We start from the raw sequence: 15,619 nt of genomic DNA, 5'->3' as shown, positions 1-15,619 counted from the left end.
GAGGAGGCACATGAACGAGAGCGAGCCCGAAGACGACCGGCGCGCCCGGCTCCGCGACCTCGAGGAATCGCTGGCGCGGCTGCGCGCCGACCTTCCCTCGCCGTCCGGCGACCCCACGGACATGGTGGACTCCGGGCAGTACCTCGCCCAGCGCGAGGAGCTGCAGGGGCAGATCGACCTGCTGGAGGCCGAACGCGAACGCCTCCGCGCCGATCTCGGCATGACCTGAGCGGCCTGGAGGCGGCCCGGAGGCGGCCGGGAACAAACCCCGGCGGCCTCCGGTTGCGTGGGCATGACCACCTACGAGGAGTTCGAGCGCGCGACGTTGTTCTTCGACGCCCGGGACTACGCGGGCGCGGCGCGCATGCTGGCCCCGATCGTCGACGGCGACCCGGGCAACCGCGCCGCGGTCGAGCTGCTCGCCCGCGCGTACTTCCACAGCGCCCAGCTCGGCCCCGCCGAGGAGACGTTCCGCCGGCTGATCGAGCTGGACCCCGGCAACGGCTGGGCGCACGAGGCCCTCGCCCGCACCCTGGAGCGGCGGAGCCGCCCGGACGAGGCCCGCGCGTTCCGCAAGCTGGCGCGCGCCATGGGCGTCGCGCCCGCGGAGCAGGTCGAGGTCTCCGTGACCGCCGCCGACCTGGCCTGACGGGTCAGTCCGCGGACTCGTCGCGGGGGAGGCGCAGGACGAACCGGGCGCCGGGGACGCCGTCGATGCGGTCGGTGAGGATCAGCGAGCCGCCGTGCGCCTCGGCGATGTCGCGGGAGATCGCGAGGCCGAGGCCGGTGCCGCCGGCGTCGCGGTGCCGGCCCTCGGCCAGCCGCGCGAACCGCTCGAAGACGCGCTCGCGGTCCTCCGGCGCCACGCCCGTCCCGTCGTCGATCACCTCGACCACCGCGGTGGCGGGCGGCTCGTTGCGCAGGATCACCGTCACCTCGTCGACGGCGTGCCGGTCGGCGTTGTCGATCAGGTTGGTGAGCAGCCGCCCCAGCTCGCTGCGCCCGCCGCGCACCGTCACCGGCCCCTCCGCCAGCACCGTCACCTGGACGCGGCGGGGGCGGCGCAGCACCTCCTGGTCGGTGATCTCGGTCAGGTCCACCCGCTCGCGGGAGAAGCCGCGGTCGGCGTCGAGCCGGGCCAGCGCCAGCAGGTCGTCCACCACGGCCGACAGCCGCTCGGTGTTGAGCAGGATGGCGCGCAGCGTGGCGGGGACGTCGGCGTCCTCGGGGGCCGAGAGCGCCAGTTCCAGCTCCATGCGCAGCGCGGTGAGCGGGCTGCGCAGCTCGTGCGACACGTCCGAGACGAACGCGCGCTGCCGCGCGACGGCCTCCTCCAGGCGGTCCAGGGTGGCGTTCACGCTGTCGGCGAGCCGGCCCACCTCGTCCCGGCGGGCCGGGGCCGGGACGCGGCGCTCCAGGTCCGTCGCGGTGATCTCGTCCAGCTTCCGGCGGATGTCCTCGACCGGACGCAGCGCCCGGCTCACCGACAGCCACGTCCCGTAGCCGGCGAGCCCGGTGACGAACGGGACGAAGAACAGGAGCAGCGCCGCCGTGAGCGGGCGCGGCAGCGGCCCCGGCCGGGGAGCCAGCGAGTAGATGAACACCGCGTCCGGCCCGATCCCCACCCGGCGCTCGACGACCACGAAGCAGCGGGCGCCGGGCGCGTCGATGCCGCAGAGGGGGGCGACCCGGCGCTCCTCGAACGGCGACGGCGGCGGGAGCGGGACCCTGGCGCGGCCCTGCATCCGCGGCGTGGCCGCGAGTATGTCGCCCCGCTGGTCCACCACCTGCTGCAGGGTGTCGGTGGTGGGCGAGATGTCCAGGGTCAGCTGACCCTTCTGGAGCGCCGTCGCCGTCCGCCGGTTGTTGCGCGTCAACTGCCGGACAAGGTCGTCGTAGGCGTCCTGGTGGACCTGGACCAGCAGTACCGCGCTCAGCACCGACGACAGCACGAAGGCGATCAGGGAGGCCGCCACCGTCACCCGGAACCGGATCTCCGGGTGGCGCAGGACGGCCCGCCAGATCCAGTGGCTCGGGCCCGTGGAGGGCCGGCTGAGCCGGGCGCGTATGACGACCTCCCGGTGGTGCTGCACTCATGTCAGTACCGGGAATTCTTGCCTGAACAGGGCAAACTGCACCCTGGCCGCCGGGTAAAAGATTCTCAGGCGGAGGCCTCGTCGACGCCCCAGCGGCGCCTGATCGCCCCGTCCACCAGGCCGAACAGCTGGTCGATCACGATGCCGAGGACCAGGATCACCAGCATGTAGGAGATCATGTCGGCGGTGTTGTTGAGCTCCCTGGCCTGCGACAGCAGCACGCCGAGCGAGGTCGTGTCGCCGATCACGACCAGCAGTTCGCCCGCCATCAGGCTGCGCCACGCGAACGCCCAGCCCTGCTTCAGCCCCGCCACGAACGAGGGCAGCGACGCCGGCAGGATCAGGTGCCGGTACAGCGGGATGCCGCGCAGCCCCATCACCTTCCCCGCGCGCAGCAGGATCGGCGGCGTGTAGTCGACGCCCGCGATCAGCCCGTTGGCGATCGACGGCGCGGCCCCGAGGATCACCACGAACAGGATCGCGCTCTCGCTGAGCCGGAACAGCAGGATGGCGAGCGGGAACCAGGCGATCGACGGCATCGTCTGCAGCCCGGTGATCAGCGATCCGAAGGCGCGGCGCAGCACCCGGAACCGCGCCACCAGCGCGCCGACCCCCACCCCGACCGCGACGGCGAAGGCGAACCCGACGGCGGCCCGCCGCATCGTCAGCGCGACCGCGTCCCAGAACCGCGCCGAGGTGAGCCGGCCCCAGAAGACCGGGAGGGTGTCGCGGGGGCCGGGAAGCACCCACGGCTCCTTCCAGCCGCTCCACACGACCAGCTGCCAGGCCGCGAGCGCGATCAGCACGGCCGCGGCCATCGGCCACGCCGCCGACCACGCCCGCCGGCCGAACCTGGTGCGCGCCGTCCCGCCGCCGAGCTCCAGCGCGTCGAGCCCGGCCAACTCGCGGTCGAGCCGCGCCGTCTCCTCCGGCGCCTCTCCCTTCACCACGTCATGCGCCATGCCGGACGACCTCCTCGCGCAGCCGGTCGGTGACGGAGGCGCCCAGGGAGGCGACCTCGGGGGAGTCGATCCGCCGCGGCCGCTCCATCGGGACGGGGAACTCCGCCACGACCCGGCCCGGGCGGCTGCTGAGCAGCACCACCCGGTCGCCGAGCCGGACCGCCTCCCTGACGTTGTGGGTGACGAACAGCACGGTCAGGGCGCGCTCCCGCCAGATCCGCTCGATCTCGTCGTGCAGCAGGTCGCGGGTCATCGCGTCGAGCGCGCCGAACGGCTCGTCCATCAGCAGGACGGTCCGCTGCCCCTCGCCCGCGCCGTCCTCGGTGAGGGCCAGGGCGCGGGCGAGCGCGACCCGCTGCCGCATGCCGCCCGACAGCTGGTGCGGGCGCCTGCCCGCGAACCCGCCGAGGTGCACCGACTCGAGCAGCCGGGCGGCCCGGTCCCGCCGTTCGCCCCGCGCGACGCCGCGCGTCTTCAGGGCGAGCTCCAGGTTGCCCGTCACCGTCAGCCACGGGAACAGGGCGGGCTCCTGGAACATCAGCGCGACCCGGGCGCCGGCCTTGTCGATCGTCCCGGCGCTCGGCCGGTCGAGGTCGGCGACCAGGTTGAGCAGCGTGCTCTTGCCGCAGCCGGACGCGCCGACCAGGCACACGAACTCGCCCGGCGCCACGTCCAGGGACACCTTGTCGAGCGCGAGGAGCGCGGGCCCGCCCGTCCCGAACGCCTTGGAGACCTCGCTGAGGCGGACCGCCGTGTCCGCGGTCATCGGTCGCTGACCTGTGCCTTCCCGCCCGCCTTGAGGACGTCGTTGAGGGGGGCCAGGTTGTAGATCCCGGCCAGGTCGGTCTTCTCCAGCAGGCCGATCTCCTCGGCGTGCCGCGCGCCGCCGACCAGCGAGGACGCGACCGGGTCGGTGGTGAAGTCGATCTCCTTGAAGGCGGCGGCGAGCACGTCCTGCTTCAGCGGCTTGCCGCTCAGCTTCGCGAGGGCGTCGTTGGTGACCTTCTCGGCGTCGGCCCTGTTCCGGTTGATGAAGTCGGTCGCCTCGACGACGCCCTGGAGCAGCTTCTCGACCTGCTCGGGGTGCTTCTTCTCGTACTCCTGGCTGACCAGGAGGTTGGTGATGACGAACTTGCCGCCGGGCCACAGCGACTTCTCGTCCAGCAGCCTCTCGCCCTTGTTCTCCAGGATCAGCCGCGACGCGAAGGGCTCGGGCACCCAGGCGCCGTCGATGTCGCCCTGCGCGAACGTCTGGAGCGTCTGGGCGTTCTCCTGCGGGACGACCTTGACGTCTCCGCTGCCGTCCTTGTTGGCGGTGAGGCCGTTCTTCTTCAGCCAGTACCGCAGCGCGACGTCCTGCGTGTTGCCGAGCTGCGGGGTCGCGATCTTCTTGCCCCGCAGGTCCCCGGCGCCCTTGATCCCGGGCTTCACCACCAGCGAGACACCGCCCGAGGCCGCGCCCGAGATGATGTGGACGGCCTTGCCGTGAGACTTGGACCACGCGTTGATGGACGGGTTGGGCCCGACGAACGTCGCGTCGATCGCGCCGGAGAACAGCGCCTCGACGGCGGCGGGCCCCGCATTGAACGTCGCGGTCTTCGGCGCGGCGCCGAGGTGCTCGGCGAAGATGCCCTTCTCGACGCCGACCAGCGCGGTCGCGTGGGTGATGTTCGGGAAGTAGCCGAGCCTGAGCGGCGCGTCCCCCTCGGACCCGCCGCCGCCGTCGCCGCAGGCGGCGAGCGTGCCCGCCGCGGCCAGGACGGTGAGTGCCACGGCGGCGACGCGCCCGCGGAGTCCACGATGCATTGTCATAATTCCCTACTAATCAAGTCTGTTTGACCTGCATAGTAGATAAGGCGGGCGATCTCCGCGTCAAGTCGCGCTCCTGGCGCGATCCGGCCGCGACGCGGTCGCCGCAGGAAGTGGTTTGGTCGCAGACGTCCCCTATGCGTGGACCGCCGGGGCAACGGCGAGGCGGTTGGGCGGCGGCGGGGGCGCGCGGATAGGCTCGGTGACCGCACAGACCATCCGCACCATCAGGGGGTTCCCCGTGTCGTCGATCGAGGCCGTACTCGCCCGGGAGATCCTTGACTCCCGCGGCAACCCGACCGTCGAGGTCGAGGTGCTGCTCGCCGATGGGACCGAGGCGCACGCGGCGGTCCCGAGCGGCGCCTCCACGGGCCAGTTCGAGGCCGTCGAGCTGCGGGACGGCGGTGAGCGCTACGGCGGCAAGGGCGTCCGCAACGCCGTCAAGGCCGTCAACGAGACGATCGACGAGAAGCTCGTCGGCTACCCCGCCTCCGACCAGCGCCTGATCGACCAGCTCCTGGTCGACCTCGACGGCACCCCCGCCAAGTCCGCGCTCGGCGCCAACGCCATCCTCGGCGTCAGCCTCGCCGTCGCCAAGGCCGCCGCCGACTCCGCCGGCCTGCCGCTGTTCCGGTACGTGGGCGGCCCGAACGCGCACCTGCTGCCCGTCCCGATGATGAACATCCTGAACGGCGGCGCGCACGCCGACACCAACGTCGACATCCAGGAGTTCATGATCGCGCCGATCGGCGCGGCCACCTTCGCCGAGGCGCTGCGCTGGGGCGCCGAGACCTACCACGCGCTGAAGTCGGTGCTGAAGTCCAAGGGCCTGAACACCGGCCTCGGCGACGAGGGCGGCTTCGCCCCCGACCTGCCGAGCAACCGGGACGCCCTCGACCTCATCCTGGAGGCGATCCGCAAGGCCGGCTTCACCCCCGGCCGCGACATCGCGCTCGCGCTGGACGTCGCCGCCACCGAGTTCCACGCCGACGGCCAGTACGCGTTCGAGGGCACCAAGCGCTCCGCCGACGACATGGCCGCCTACTACGGCGAGCTGCTCGGCAGCTACCCGCTCGTCTCCATCGAGGACCCCCTCGACGAGGAGGACTGGGCCGGCTGGGAGGGCCTCACCGCCGCCGTCGGCGACCGAGTCCAGCTCGTCGGCGACGACCTGTTCGTCACCAACCCCGAGCGGCTCGGCCGCGGCATCAAGTCCGGCGCCGCCAACGCGCTGCTGGTCAAGGTCAACCAGATCGGCACGCTCAGCGAGACCCTCGACGCCGTCTCGCTCGCGCAGACCAGCGGCTACCGCTGCATGATGAGCCACCGGTCCGGCGAGACCGAGGACACCACGATCGCCGACCTCGCCGTCGCGACCAACTGCGGCCAGATCAAGACCGGCGCCCCCGCCCGCAGCGACCGGGTCGCCAAGTACAACCAGCTGCTGCGCATCGAGGAGCTGCTGGACGACGCCGCGCGCTACGCCGGCGCCGCGGCGTTCCCGCGCTTCGACGCGCGGGGCTGAGCCGCGCGGCCCGGCGGGGCGGCGTCCCGTCCCGCCGGGCACCGGGTTCCGGCAGCCGAGCCGCAGGCAGGGGAAACGCTCAGGCAGGGGACACGATGGCGCACGGTGACGACGAGCAGACCGACCACGATTCCGGAGGGCACCGGGCGAGGGGCGGCCGGGGCCGCCGCTCGAACCCGGCGCTGACGAGCCGCGCCGCGATCCTCGCGGTCGTGGTGTGCGCGATCGCGCTGAGCCTCGCCTACCCCGTCCGGGAGTACATCGCCCAGCGCAAGGAGATCGCCGACCTGCGGCGCCAGGAGGCGGTGTCCCGCCGCAAGGTGGAGATACTCGCCCAGCGCAAGCAGCAGCTCGGCGACAAGTCGTACATTGAACGTGAGGCGACGCGCCGGCTGCATTACTGTCGTCCTGACGTGAAGTGCTACATCGTCCTGGACGGCGGTGAAGGGGACGGGCAGCGCTCCCGCAAGGGCGGCACGGAGACCAGGCCGCCCTGGTACGAGACGCTGTGGCGGTCGGTGGAGGCCGCCGACAGGCCCCGCTGACCGTCCCTTGGGCGCGGACGACGAACGGATCCCCCGGATCCGTGGGGTGGGACTGATGATCGAAGCACGTGACACGGCCGCGGTCGCGGCGCAGCTGGGGCGCGAGCCGCGCGGCGTCCGCCGGGTGGCGAGCCGCTGCCCCTGCGGGCTGCCCGCCGTGATCGAGACGGCGCCGCGGCTCCCGGACGGGACGCCCTTCCCCACCCTGTTCTACCTGACGTGCCCGAAAGCCGCCTCGGCCATCGGGACGCTGGAGGGCAGCGGCGCCATGCGCGACATGCAGGCCCGGCTCGCCGCCGACCCGTCCCTGGCGGCCGAGTACGCCGCCGCGCACGAGGACTACCTGCGCCGCCGCGACGAGGCCGCCCGCGAGGACGGCGTCGAGCCGCTCCCGCCCGGCATGCAGAGCGCCGGCGGCATGCCGGAGCGCGTCAAGTGCCTGCACGCCCTCGTCGCGCACGAGCTGGCGGTGCCGGGCGCCAACCCGTTCGGCCGCGAGGCCCTCGACGCGCTGCCCGACTGGTGGCGCTCGGGGCCCTGCGCCCAGGTGGAATGCGGCACGCCGGAGAACGGCGCGGCGGAGAGCGGCACGACGGAAACCGACCACGCGGAACCGGAACCGAGGGAGGCGCGGTGACGCGCGTCGCGGCCATCGACTGCGGGACCAACTCGGTCCGCCTGCTGATCGCCGACATCGCGGCGGGGGGCGGCGACGGCGAGGGCGGCGGAAGCCTGACCGACGTCGAGCGCCGGATGGAGATCGTCCGGCTGGGCGAGGGCGTCGACCGGACCGGGCGGCTGTCGCCCGCCGCGCTGGAGCGCACCTTCACCGCGATGCGCGGGTACGCCGAGCTGATCGAGCGGCACGGGGACGGGCACGGGCCGATCAAGACCCGGGTGGTGGCGACCAGCGCGACCCGCGACGCCGCCAACCGGGCCGACTTCGTCAGCGGCGTCGTCGACATCTTCGGCGTCGTCCCCGAGGTGATCAGCGGGGACGAGGAGGCCGGGCTGTCGTTCACCGGCGCCACCCGGGAGCTGGCGAAGCTGCGCCCCGCCCGCCCCTACCTGGTCGTCGACATCGGCGGCGGGTCCACCGAGTTCGTGCTCGGCAGCTCATCGGCGGACGCGGCCCGCTCCATCGACATCGGCTGCGTGCGGATGACCGAGCGGCACCTGCGGGACGACCCGCCCTCGCCCGAGCAGATCTCCAACGCCGCCGCCGACATCGACGCGGCGCTCGCCGCCGTCCGCGAGAGCGTCCCGGTGGACGAGGCGCGCACCCTCGTGGGGCTCGCCGGGTCCGTCACCACGGTCGCCGGCATCGCGCTCGACCTGCCGACCTACCAGCCGGAGCGCATCCACCTCGCGCGGATCACCGCCGGCCAGGTGCACGAGGTGACGCGGCGGCTGCTGCACGCCACCCGCGCCGAGCGCGCCGAGTTCGGCGTCATGCACCCCGGCCGCGTCGACGTGATCGGCGCCGGCGCGCTCATCCTGGACCGGATCATGCGCGAGTACGGGTTCGGAGCGGTCGTCGTCAGCGAGCACGACATCCTCGACGGCATCGCCTGGTCGCTGTGTTGATTCAGTCCCGGCCCCCTTCGCTCGCCTTGCGGCTGTGTTAATACAGTCCCGGACCACTTCGCTCGCCTGGCGGCTCGCTGCGTGACCGTGCCTGGGCGAACGCGGCATCGCTTCGCGATCTGCCCGGTTCCGCTCGCCTCCGGCTTCGCTCCACCGGCCAGGTCACGCGTTCGCGCGCGTGGCCGAGGCCACTTTGCGACAGGCCTAGTACTTGAGGCGGGTCAGCAGGGCGGGGATCAGGACCGCGTTCGGGTTCTGCTGCGGGACGTAGAGCAGCGGCGCGGTGCCGCCGGACTGCTGGATCCAGACCCGTCCCCGGTCGACGGTCGCGCCGGAGATCAGCGACCAGCTCAGCGACACCCGGTTGCCGCGCACGCCGCCCGGGTGGACGGTCAGCCCCTGCGCCACGTCGACCGACTCGCCCGCGCGCACGCGGCGGGCCAGCTCCTCGACGATCCGCGGCTCCGCGTACTCCTGGCAGAGCTGGATCAGCCGCCCCCAGACGTGCTCGGGCTCGCCGTCCGCCCCCGGCGGGCGGCCGGGCAGGACGCCCGGCTCGACCACCACCTCCACGCGGGGGCCGCCGCGGAACGGGTACCGCCCCGCCTGGAAGATCCACTGAGTGGCGGGGGCGCGGCCGTGTGCGGCCGGGTGCTCGGCCGCCCAGTACGCCACCCACTCGACCCGCGCCCAGGCGAGCGACGCGTTCCCGTAGGCGACGCCCTGGTCGTCGGCGTGCAGGCGTAGGCCGCGCACGTTCACGTCGAGGGCGGGGACGAAGGGGGCGCGGTCCCAGGTCGGGACGTGCGGGGCGGCGTGGTGCGTCCCGCCGGAGGTCCCGCGGTCCGGGCGCTGCTCGCGGCGCGGGATCCGGGGCGGGCGGTCGGGTTCGGGGTTCAGCCGCTCGGTCCAGTTCTGCCCGTCCCACCAGCGCAGGCTCCCAGTCCCGTAAGGGTCTGGGTACCAGCCCGGTTGCGACACTCCTGCCTCCCACCTCGCACAACGCGCGTGCCGGACCACCGCCTCCCCGACCGGCGAACGCATCGTACCGATCGGACCCGCTCGCCACCGGCCATGGGCGGAACCCGGCCACCGGCTGTGGCGTGGGACGATCGGTGGTATGCCGCCCGCCAACCCTCCGTTCGTGCCGCCCGGGTCAGGGTGGCCGGAAGACCCCGCCGTCCCCGCGACCCCCGTCGCGCACGGCGCGGGCGACGTCGCCGAACTGGCCGCCGGGGCGCCGGATCTGCACGAGCTGTGCGCCCGCCAGTCGGTGTGCCGCGCCTGCGACCGCCTCGTGGAGTGGCGGGAGCAGGTCGCCGTCCAGCGCCGCCGGGCCTTCGCGGACGAGCGGTACTGGGGGCGTCCCATCGCGGGATGGGGCGACGAGCGCCCGCGGATCCTGATCGTCGGGCTCGCCCCGGCCGCGCACGGCGGCAACCGCACCGGCCGGATCTTCACCGGCGACCGCTCGGGCGACTGGCTGTTCGCGTCCCTGCACCGGGTCGGGCTGGCGGCCCGGCCGACCAGCGTCCACGCGGGCGACGGGCAGCGGCTGATCGGCGCGCGGATGGCGGCGACCGTCCGCTGCGCCCCGCCCGACAACAAGCCGACCCCGCTGGAGCGGACCACCTGCCTGCCGTGGCTCGCCCGCGAGGTCGCGGAGGTCGCCCCGACCGTCCGCTGCGTGGTGTGCCTCGGCGGGTTCGCCTGGCAGGGCGTGTGGCCCGCGCTGAAGCAGGCCGGGTACGGGGTGCCGCGCCCCCGGCCGAAGTTCGGCCACGGCGCCGAGGTCGAGCTGGCGCCGCCGCCGTCCGAGCCCCGGCGCGACCCCGTCCTGCTGCTGGGCTGCTACCACCCGAGCCAGCAGAACACCTTCACCGGCCGGGTCACCGAGGACATGCTGGACGCCGTCTTCGTCCGCGCCCGCGACTACCGCTAGCGGGACCGGGCGCTCGCCGTCCAGGGCGCCGACCCGAGCCCGTCGCGCCGGCGGAACGGCCCGGACGAACCGCGGCATCGCTTCCCCCCGATCACCGTCTCCGCGAGGAGTTCGACGGCGAGGCAGGGCCGTGGCCAAGCGGCCGTGGTGCGGCGGACCGGCCCCTGCACCGATCCGCCGCCCGCGACCGCTTGGCGCCCCCGTCGGGCCCTGGCCTCGCCGTCTCCCTTCTGGCGTTACAACGGGTGAGATGCCGACGGTGGGGAGGAAGTTCGCAACTGCGGCCAAGACGTGAGCGGACCGCAGAACCGGGTACCGCTCCGGATATGCCATCCCAGCGCACGAAACAGATCGTGATCGTCGGCGGCGGGTACGTCGGCATGTACACGGCCCTGCGCCTGCAGAAGAGGCTGCGCGGCGAACTGCGCCGCGGCGAGGTCGCCGTCACCGTCATCGATCCCCAGTCCTACATGACCTACCAGCCGTTCCTGCCCGAGGCGGCCGCGGGGAACCTGGAGCCCCGGCACGTCGTCGCGCCGCTGCGCAAGGTCCTGAACCGCTGCCGGATCGTGAACGGGTTCGTGACGCGGATCGACAACGCGTCCAAGCGCGTCACCATCAGGCCGGCCGGGTCGAACCACGGCGTGCCGGAGCGGGACGTGGAGTACGACATGCTCGTGGTCTGCCTCGGGTCCATCTCCCGGACGCTGCCCATCCCCGGCCTGGCCGAATGCGGGATCGGCTTCAAGACCGTCGAAGAGGCGATCTTCCTGCGCAACCATGTCATCCACCAGCTCGACATCGCCGCGTCCAACCCGAACGACGAGGCCGTCCGCAAGCGCGCCCTCACGTTCGTGTTCGTCGGCGCCGGATTCGCGGGCATCGAGGCCATCGCCGAGCTGGAGGACATGGCCCGCGACGCCTGCAAGTGGTACCCGACCATCGACGAGGAGGAGATGCGCTGGATGATGGTCGAGGCCACCGACCGCATCCTCCCCGAGGTGGGCCCCGAGATGGGCCGCTGGACCGCCGAGGCCCTGCGCCGGCGCGGCATCGAGGTCAAGATGAACACGCTGCTGAAGTCCGCGGAGAAGCGGCACATCGTGCTGAGCGACGGCGAGGAGTTCGACGCCGGAACCCTCGTCTGGACCGCCGGAGTCAAGCCGCACCCCGTCGTCAAGGAGAGCGACCTGCCCCTGGACGACAAGTCCCGCATCAAGTGCACCGCCGACCTGACCGTGGAAGGGCTCGACGGCGTCTACGCCGCCGGCGACAACGCCGCCGTCCCCGACCTCACCGACACCGGCGACTTCACCGCGCCCAACGCCCAGCACGCGGTCCGGCAGGCCAAGCGCCTCGCCGACAACATCGTGGCGGACCTGCGCGGCAAGCCCAGGAAGCCGTACGTGCACGCCTACGTCGGCTCCGTCGCGGGCCTCGGCCTGCACAAGGGCGTCGCCAACGTCTACGGGCTCAAGCTCCGCGGCCTCCCCGCGTGGTTCATGCACCGCACCTACCACCTGTCGCGCATGCCGACCGTCAACCGCAAGTTCCGGATCACCATGGACTGGACGCTCTCGGCGTTCTTCCGCCGCGAGATCGTCTCGCTCGGGGAACTCGAATCGCCCCGCCAGGAGTTCGAGCTCGCGGCCGGCCGCCAGCACGACATCTGACAACCGTTCTTGACCGACCGGACCGTTCCACTGGCCGAACCCGGCCGCCGAAGCCCCATTCCCACGGCCCTTGGAGAAGGCGGTGGCAGCCACTGACTCGATATGATGACGCCGCCCCTGTAGCCCAATGGCAGAGGCGGGCTCCCTAAAAGAGCCATTGTGTCGGTTCGAGTCCGACCAGGGGCACAGTGTCTTCCCAGGGGGGCGACCCCCTGGAACCCCCGTTGCGAGCCGGGCGATCCTCCCGCCACGGTTTCGGTGTGTTGTGCCCGTGCGGGTTTGTTGCGTGGCGCTGCGGTCGCCCGGCTCGGCGGGTCGTGCGGCCTCCAGGCGCCTGGAGCGCCTTCCGGCCGCCCGCCCCGCTGTGTTTCCCAGGGGGAGCGACCCCCCTGGAGCCCCCCGTTGCGAGCCGGGCGATCCTCACGCCACGGCTGAGGTTCTTGTGCCCGTGCGGGCTTGTGCGTGGCGCTGCGGTCGCCCGGCTCGGCGGGGCGTGCGGCCTCCAGGCGCTTAGAGCGCCTTCCGGCCGCCCGCCCCGCGGACCGGTTCAGGTCCACTCCAAGAGCGTTATGGCGTGGCCCGTCCAGGAGCGTTGGACGTGGATGTTCTGAGCCTTTTGGGGGGTGTCCTTGCGGGGAGTGGTCAAGGGCGGTGGGGGAAATGCGGGATTGGTTGGGCGGGGTTTCGGCTGATCAACCGGGGGGAGTGCGGCTTACACTGAGGGTTCACGTCGGCCGAAGTGGAGACTCTGATGGAGAGTAGAAATCCCGCGTTCCGGGGAGGAGCCTTCGACCAGCGGGGCGGAGGGTTCGGGGCGCAGCCCTACGGGGCGCAGCCCTACGGAGGGGGCGGGTACGCCGCGCCCGGGTACGCGCCGCCCGCCACCCGGCCGATGACCATGGACGACGTCGTCGTCCGCGGGTTCCTGACGCTCGCGACCCTGGTGGTCACCGCGGCGCTGGCCTGGACGCTCGTGCCCACCTCGCTCGCCGCGCCCGTGCTCGTCCTCGCGCTCGTCGCCGAGATCGGCATCTGGGCGTTCATCACGTTCGGCCGCAAGGCCAACGCGGCGATGGTGCTGGCGTTCGCCGCGGTCTACGGCGTCGTCGTCGGAATCATCAGCCACTCCTACAACGACCTCTACCACGGGGTCGTGTTCCAGGCCGTGATCGGGACGGCGCTGGCGTTCGGCGCCACCCTCGCCGTCTACGCGCTGCGCATCGTCCGGGTCACGCCCAAGTTCGCCAAGTTCGTGATGGCCGCCGGGCTCGCGCTGATCGGGCTCATGGTCGTCAACCTCGTGGTGCACCTCTTCGGCGGCGACCACGGCATCGGCATCCGCGACCCCGGCAGCCCGCTCGCCTACGTCTTCAGCGTCGCCGCGATCCTCGTCGGCTGCTTCTTCCTGCTGCTCGACTTCGACTCGATCGAGAACGGCGTCCGGGCGGGCGCGCCCGAGAAGTTCGCGTGGTACTGCGCGTTCGGGCTGGTGCTGAGCCTGGTGTGGATCTACCTGGAGATCCTGCGGCTGCTCAGCTACTTCTCCGGACGCGACTAGCGTCCCGCAAGGATCAGCCCCGCGCCGGGCGGCGTGGGGCTGATCTTTGTGCGGGATCTCTGCGCCAAGGTCGCGGCGGCACGGCGCCGCGACTGCGGGGGCATCCTCTGGCGGGATCCCGCAACGTCCGTTATGAAGTTCGCTCGGTACGTCCCCCCGAGGGAGGGACGTGCTCAGTAGTGGCGGGCGCGGCGCGCGCGCTCGTGCTCGCGGACCAGCGCCGCGGCGTAGCCATGCGAGAGGTTGTGCTCCTCGGCCAGCCAGGTGCTGCGTTCCTCGCAGCGGGTGAACGACGGGCCGTTCTCGATGGCGGTGAACCACTCGGGGATGTCACGTCCTGTGACTTGCGGGATGCGGGCGATCAGCTTGCTGTGCGTCTCCGGCGAGTGGTTCAGTGACAATTGGCACCTCCAGGTCGCGGGCCTCTTCCTGCCGACTCTGCAACACCTCCGCGCATGTGACAACCCCCTAACGGGGACCTATCTTTTACGTTACGTAGATCATTTGTAGCGGGGATGTTCCCCGGAAACGCGCAGGTGGCCCGCATGGAGCCGCCTGAGGGCGGTTCCGGGCGGGCCACCGGATGCTTCTTGCCGGAAAGTTTGTTCGTCGTTTCCCCAGGTAAGTTCGGCCTTACCTCTAGGAGAGGCGCTCCAGGACCATCGCCATGCCCTGGCCGCCGCCCACGCACATGGTCTCCAGCCCGAACTGCTTGTCGTGGAACCGGAGGCCGTTGAGCAGCGTGGAGGTGATCCGGGCGCCGGTCATGCCGAAGGGGTGACCGACCGCGATCGCGCCGCCGTTGACGTTCAGCTTGTCGAGGTCGATGCCGAGGTCCTCGGCGGACGGCAGCACCTGCGCCGCGAACGCCTCGTTGATCTCGACGAGGTCGATGTCGTCGATCGTCATCCCGGCCTTGGCGAGGGCCTTGCGGGACGCCTCCACCGGGCCGAGGCCCATGATCTCGGGGGACAGGCCGGTGACGCCGGTCGACACGATCCGGGCCAGCGGGGTGATGCCGAGCTCGGCGGCCTTGGTGTCGCTCATGACGACGACCGCGGCGGCGCCGTCGTTGAGCGGGCAGCAGTTGCCCGCGGTGACCGTCCCGTCCGGCCGGAACACCGGCTGGAGCTGCGACACCTTCTCGTAGGTGGTGCCGGGGCGGGGGCCGTCGTCCTTGGCGACGACGGAGCCGTCCGGCAGCGTCACCGGGGTGATGTCCTTCTCCCAGAACCCGTTGGCGAGGGCCTTCTCGGCGAGGTTCTGCGAGCGGACGCCGAACTCGTCCTGCGCCTGCCGGGACACGCCGCGCATGCCCGCCACGTTCTCGGCGGTCTGGCCCATCGCGATGTAGATGTCGGGCACCGCGCCGTCCTCGCGGGGGTCGTGCCACACGGGGGCGCCGCCCTCGCCGGCCCGGGCGGTGCGGGCCTGGGCCTCCTCGAACACCGGGTTCTGCGTGTCGGGCAGGCCGTCGCTGCTGCCCTTGGCGAACCGGCTCACGGTCTCGACGCCCGCCGAGACGATGACGTCGGCCTCGCCGGCGCGGATCGCGTGCAGCGCCATCCGGGTCGTCTGGAGGGAGGACGAGCAGTAGCGGGTGATGGTCGCGCCGGGCACGTTGTCCCAGCCCAGCAGGACCGACACGACGCGCGCCATGTTGTAGCCCTGCTCGCCGCCCGGCAGGCCGCAGCCGAGCAGCAGGTCGTCGATCTGGCTCGGGTCCAGCTGCGGGACCTTCGCCATCGCGGCGGTGACCATCTGGGCGGTGAGGTCGTCGGGCCGGATGTCCTTGAGCGACCCCTTGAAGGCGCGGCCGATCGGCGAGCGCGCGGTTGCGACGATGACTGCCTCGGGCATGTGCGGGTCTCCTTCTCAGCGGCCAACGGTGTTACTCACCGGTCACCAGCAATCTAGCCGCT

16 protein-coding genes and 1 tRNA gene are annotated in these 15,619 nt (G+C 72.4%); 10 read left to right on the top strand and 7 right to left on the bottom strand.

What is annotated here, in order from left to right:
- Nucleotides 1-10 precede the first annotated feature (10 nt).
- Entirely contained in the window at nucleotides 11-229 is a 219-nt protein-coding gene (locus tag ABWI07_RS07710) for a hypothetical protein (RefSeq protein ID WP_149260955.1), read from the top strand.
- Between the two features lie 63 nt (nucleotides 230-292).
- Nucleotides 293-649 carry a tetratricopeptide repeat protein gene (locus tag ABWI07_RS07705; RefSeq protein WP_149260954.1) on the top strand — a complete coding sequence of 119 codons (357 nt, stop codon included), beginning with the start codon at nucleotides 293-295 and terminating at the stop codon, nucleotides 647-649.
- Nucleotides 650-653: 4 nt separating this feature from the next.
- On the opposite strand, the gene ABWI07_RS07700 is transcribed toward ABWI07_RS07705, so the two are convergent.
- From ABWI07_RS07700 to ABWI07_RS07685, 4 genes are all read right to left on the bottom strand, one after another.
- Nucleotides 654-2,093, bottom strand: coding sequence for a sensor histidine kinase (locus ABWI07_RS07700; RefSeq protein ID WP_235036986.1), 1,440 nt, complete (start codon nucleotides 2,091-2,093; stop codon nucleotides 654-656).
- 68 nt (nucleotides 2,094-2,161) lie between these two features.
- Complete coding sequence (locus tag ABWI07_RS07695; RefSeq protein WP_149260953.1) at nucleotides 2,162-3,058, bottom strand: ABC transporter permease; 897 nt, start codon at nucleotides 3,056-3,058, stop codon at nucleotides 2,162-2,164.
- Entirely contained in the window at nucleotides 3,048-3,824 is a 777-nt protein-coding gene (locus ABWI07_RS07690; RefSeq protein WP_149260952.1) for an ABC transporter ATP-binding protein, read from the bottom strand. Before ABWI07_RS07690 ends, ABWI07_RS07695 begins: the two co-directional genes overlap by 11 nt.
- Nucleotides 3,821-4,864 carry an ABC transporter substrate-binding protein gene (locus ABWI07_RS07685; RefSeq protein ID WP_353818034.1) on the bottom strand — a complete coding sequence of 348 codons (1,044 nt, stop codon included), beginning with the start codon at nucleotides 4,862-4,864 and terminating at the stop codon, nucleotides 3,821-3,823. The genes ABWI07_RS07690 and ABWI07_RS07685 overlap by 4 nt, the downstream gene beginning before the upstream one ends.
- A 244-nt stretch (nucleotides 4,865-5,108) precedes the next feature.
- Here ABWI07_RS07685 and eno point away from each other — a divergent pair, with 244 nt between their 5' ends.
- The 4 genes from eno (at nucleotide 5,109) to ABWI07_RS07665 (ending at nucleotide 8,524) form a co-directional block, all read left to right on the top strand.
- Complete coding sequence (gene eno / locus ABWI07_RS07680; RefSeq protein WP_149261235.1) at nucleotides 5,109-6,392, top strand: phosphopyruvate hydratase; 1,284 nt, start codon at nucleotides 5,109-5,111, stop codon at nucleotides 6,390-6,392.
- 95 nt (nucleotides 6,393-6,487) lie between these two features.
- Complete coding sequence (locus tag ABWI07_RS07675) at nucleotides 6,488-6,937, top strand: FtsB family cell division protein (RefSeq protein ID WP_149260950.1); 450 nt, start codon at nucleotides 6,488-6,490, stop codon at nucleotides 6,935-6,937.
- A gap of 55 nt (nucleotides 6,938-6,992) precedes the next feature.
- On the top strand, nucleotides 6,993-7,574 hold the full coding sequence (locus ABWI07_RS07670; protein ID WP_149260949.1) for a DUF501 domain-containing protein: 582 nt from the start codon (nucleotides 6,993-6,995) through the stop codon (nucleotides 7,572-7,574).
- Entirely contained in the window at nucleotides 7,571-8,524 is a 954-nt protein-coding gene (locus tag ABWI07_RS07665; protein WP_149260948.1) for a Ppx/GppA phosphatase family protein, read from the top strand. Before ABWI07_RS07670 ends, ABWI07_RS07665 begins: the two co-directional genes overlap by 4 nt.
- A gap of 204 nt (nucleotides 8,525-8,728) precedes the next feature.
- Here the strand turns inward: ABWI07_RS07665 and ABWI07_RS07660 are convergent, their stop codons facing one another.
- A complete protein-coding gene (locus ABWI07_RS07660) occupies nucleotides 8,729-9,505 on the bottom strand; it encodes a DUF2510 domain-containing protein (protein ID WP_353818033.1) in 777 nt (258 codons plus the stop codon).
- A gap of 139 nt (nucleotides 9,506-9,644) precedes the next feature.
- Between ABWI07_RS07660 and ABWI07_RS07655 the strand changes: the two genes are divergently transcribed.
- The 4 genes from ABWI07_RS07655 to ABWI07_RS07640 all read left to right on the top strand — a co-directional run bounded on the left by ABWI07_RS07655 (nucleotide 9,645) and on the right by ABWI07_RS07640 (nucleotide 13,697).
- The gene (locus tag ABWI07_RS07655; protein ID WP_353818032.1) at nucleotides 9,645-10,466 is read left to right on the top strand and encodes a uracil-DNA glycosylase; all 822 of its coding nucleotides are present in this window, start codon (nucleotides 9,645-9,647) and stop codon (nucleotides 10,464-10,466) included.
- A 326-nt stretch (nucleotides 10,467-10,792) separates the two neighbouring features.
- Nucleotides 10,793-12,139: an NAD(P)/FAD-dependent oxidoreductase gene (locus ABWI07_RS07650; RefSeq protein ID WP_353818031.1), complete on the top strand. Its 1,347-nt coding sequence runs from the start codon at nucleotides 10,793-10,795 to the stop codon at nucleotides 12,137-12,139.
- A gap of 113 nt (nucleotides 12,140-12,252) precedes the next feature.
- A tRNA-Leu gene (locus ABWI07_RS07645) sits at nucleotides 12,253-12,325 on the top strand.
- 565 nt (nucleotides 12,326-12,890) lie between these two features.
- Complete coding sequence (locus ABWI07_RS07640) at nucleotides 12,891-13,697, top strand: Bax inhibitor-1/YccA family protein (protein WP_353818030.1); 807 nt, start codon at nucleotides 12,891-12,893, stop codon at nucleotides 13,695-13,697.
- A 173-nt stretch (nucleotides 13,698-13,870) separates the two neighbouring features.
- Here ABWI07_RS07640 and ABWI07_RS07635 read toward each other — a convergent pair whose 3' ends face one another.
- Entirely contained in the window at nucleotides 13,871-14,098 is a 228-nt protein-coding gene (locus ABWI07_RS07635) for a DUF4287 domain-containing protein (RefSeq protein WP_149260943.1), read from the bottom strand.
- Nucleotides 14,099-14,336: 238 nt separating this feature from the next.
- Nucleotides 14,337-15,557, bottom strand: coding sequence for an acetyl-CoA C-acetyltransferase (locus tag ABWI07_RS07630; RefSeq protein WP_149260942.1), 1,221 nt, complete (start codon nucleotides 15,555-15,557; stop codon nucleotides 14,337-14,339).
- Nucleotides 15,558-15,619 lie beyond the last annotated feature (62 nt).

Source organism: Actinomadura sp. NPDC000600, from assembly GCF_040492135.1.
Lineage (GTDB): Bacteria > Actinomycetota > Actinomycetes > Streptosporangiales > Streptosporangiaceae > Spirillospora.
Note: the sequence above shows the minus strand (reverse complement) of the source record. Positions and strands in the feature narration are given on the sequence as shown.

What these genes read in the sequence shown, in the direction of transcription:
- ABWI07_RS07710 (WP_149260955.1), top strand. Translation starts at nt 11, where the DNA reads ATGAACGAGAGCGAGCCCGAAGACGACCGGCGCGCCCGGCTCCGCGAC.
- ABWI07_RS07705 (WP_149260954.1), top strand. Translation starts at nt 293, where the DNA reads ATGACCACCTACGAGGAGTTCGAGCGCGCGACGTTGTTCTTCGACGCC.
- ABWI07_RS07695 (WP_149260953.1), bottom strand. Translation starts at nt 3,058, where the DNA reads ATGGCGCATGACGTGGTGAAGGGAGAGGCGCCGGAGGAGACGGCGCGG.
- ABWI07_RS07690 (WP_149260952.1), bottom strand. Translation starts at nt 3,824, where the DNA reads ATGACCGCGGACACGGCGGTCCGCCTCAGCGAGGTCTCCAAGGCGTTC.
- ABWI07_RS07685 (WP_353818034.1), bottom strand. Translation starts at nt 4,864, where the DNA reads ATGCATCGTGGACTCCGCGGGCGCGTCGCCGCCGTGGCACTCACCGTC.
- ABWI07_RS07675 (WP_149260950.1), top strand. Translation starts at nt 6,488, where the DNA reads ATGGCGCACGGTGACGACGAGCAGACCGACCACGATTCCGGAGGGCAC.
- ABWI07_RS07670 (WP_149260949.1), top strand. Translation starts at nt 6,993, where the DNA reads ATGATCGAAGCACGTGACACGGCCGCGGTCGCGGCGCAGCTGGGGCGC.
- ABWI07_RS07655 (WP_353818032.1), top strand. Translation starts at nt 9,645, where the DNA reads ATGCCGCCCGCCAACCCTCCGTTCGTGCCGCCCGGGTCAGGGTGGCCG.
- ABWI07_RS07650 (WP_353818031.1), top strand. Translation starts at nt 10,793, where the DNA reads ATGCCATCCCAGCGCACGAAACAGATCGTGATCGTCGGCGGCGGGTAC.
- ABWI07_RS07640 (WP_353818030.1), top strand. Translation starts at nt 12,891, where the DNA reads ATGGAGAGTAGAAATCCCGCGTTCCGGGGAGGAGCCTTCGACCAGCGG.
- ABWI07_RS07630 (WP_149260942.1), bottom strand. Translation starts at nt 15,557, where the DNA reads ATGCCCGAGGCAGTCATCGTCGCAACCGCGCGCTCGCCGATCGGCCGC.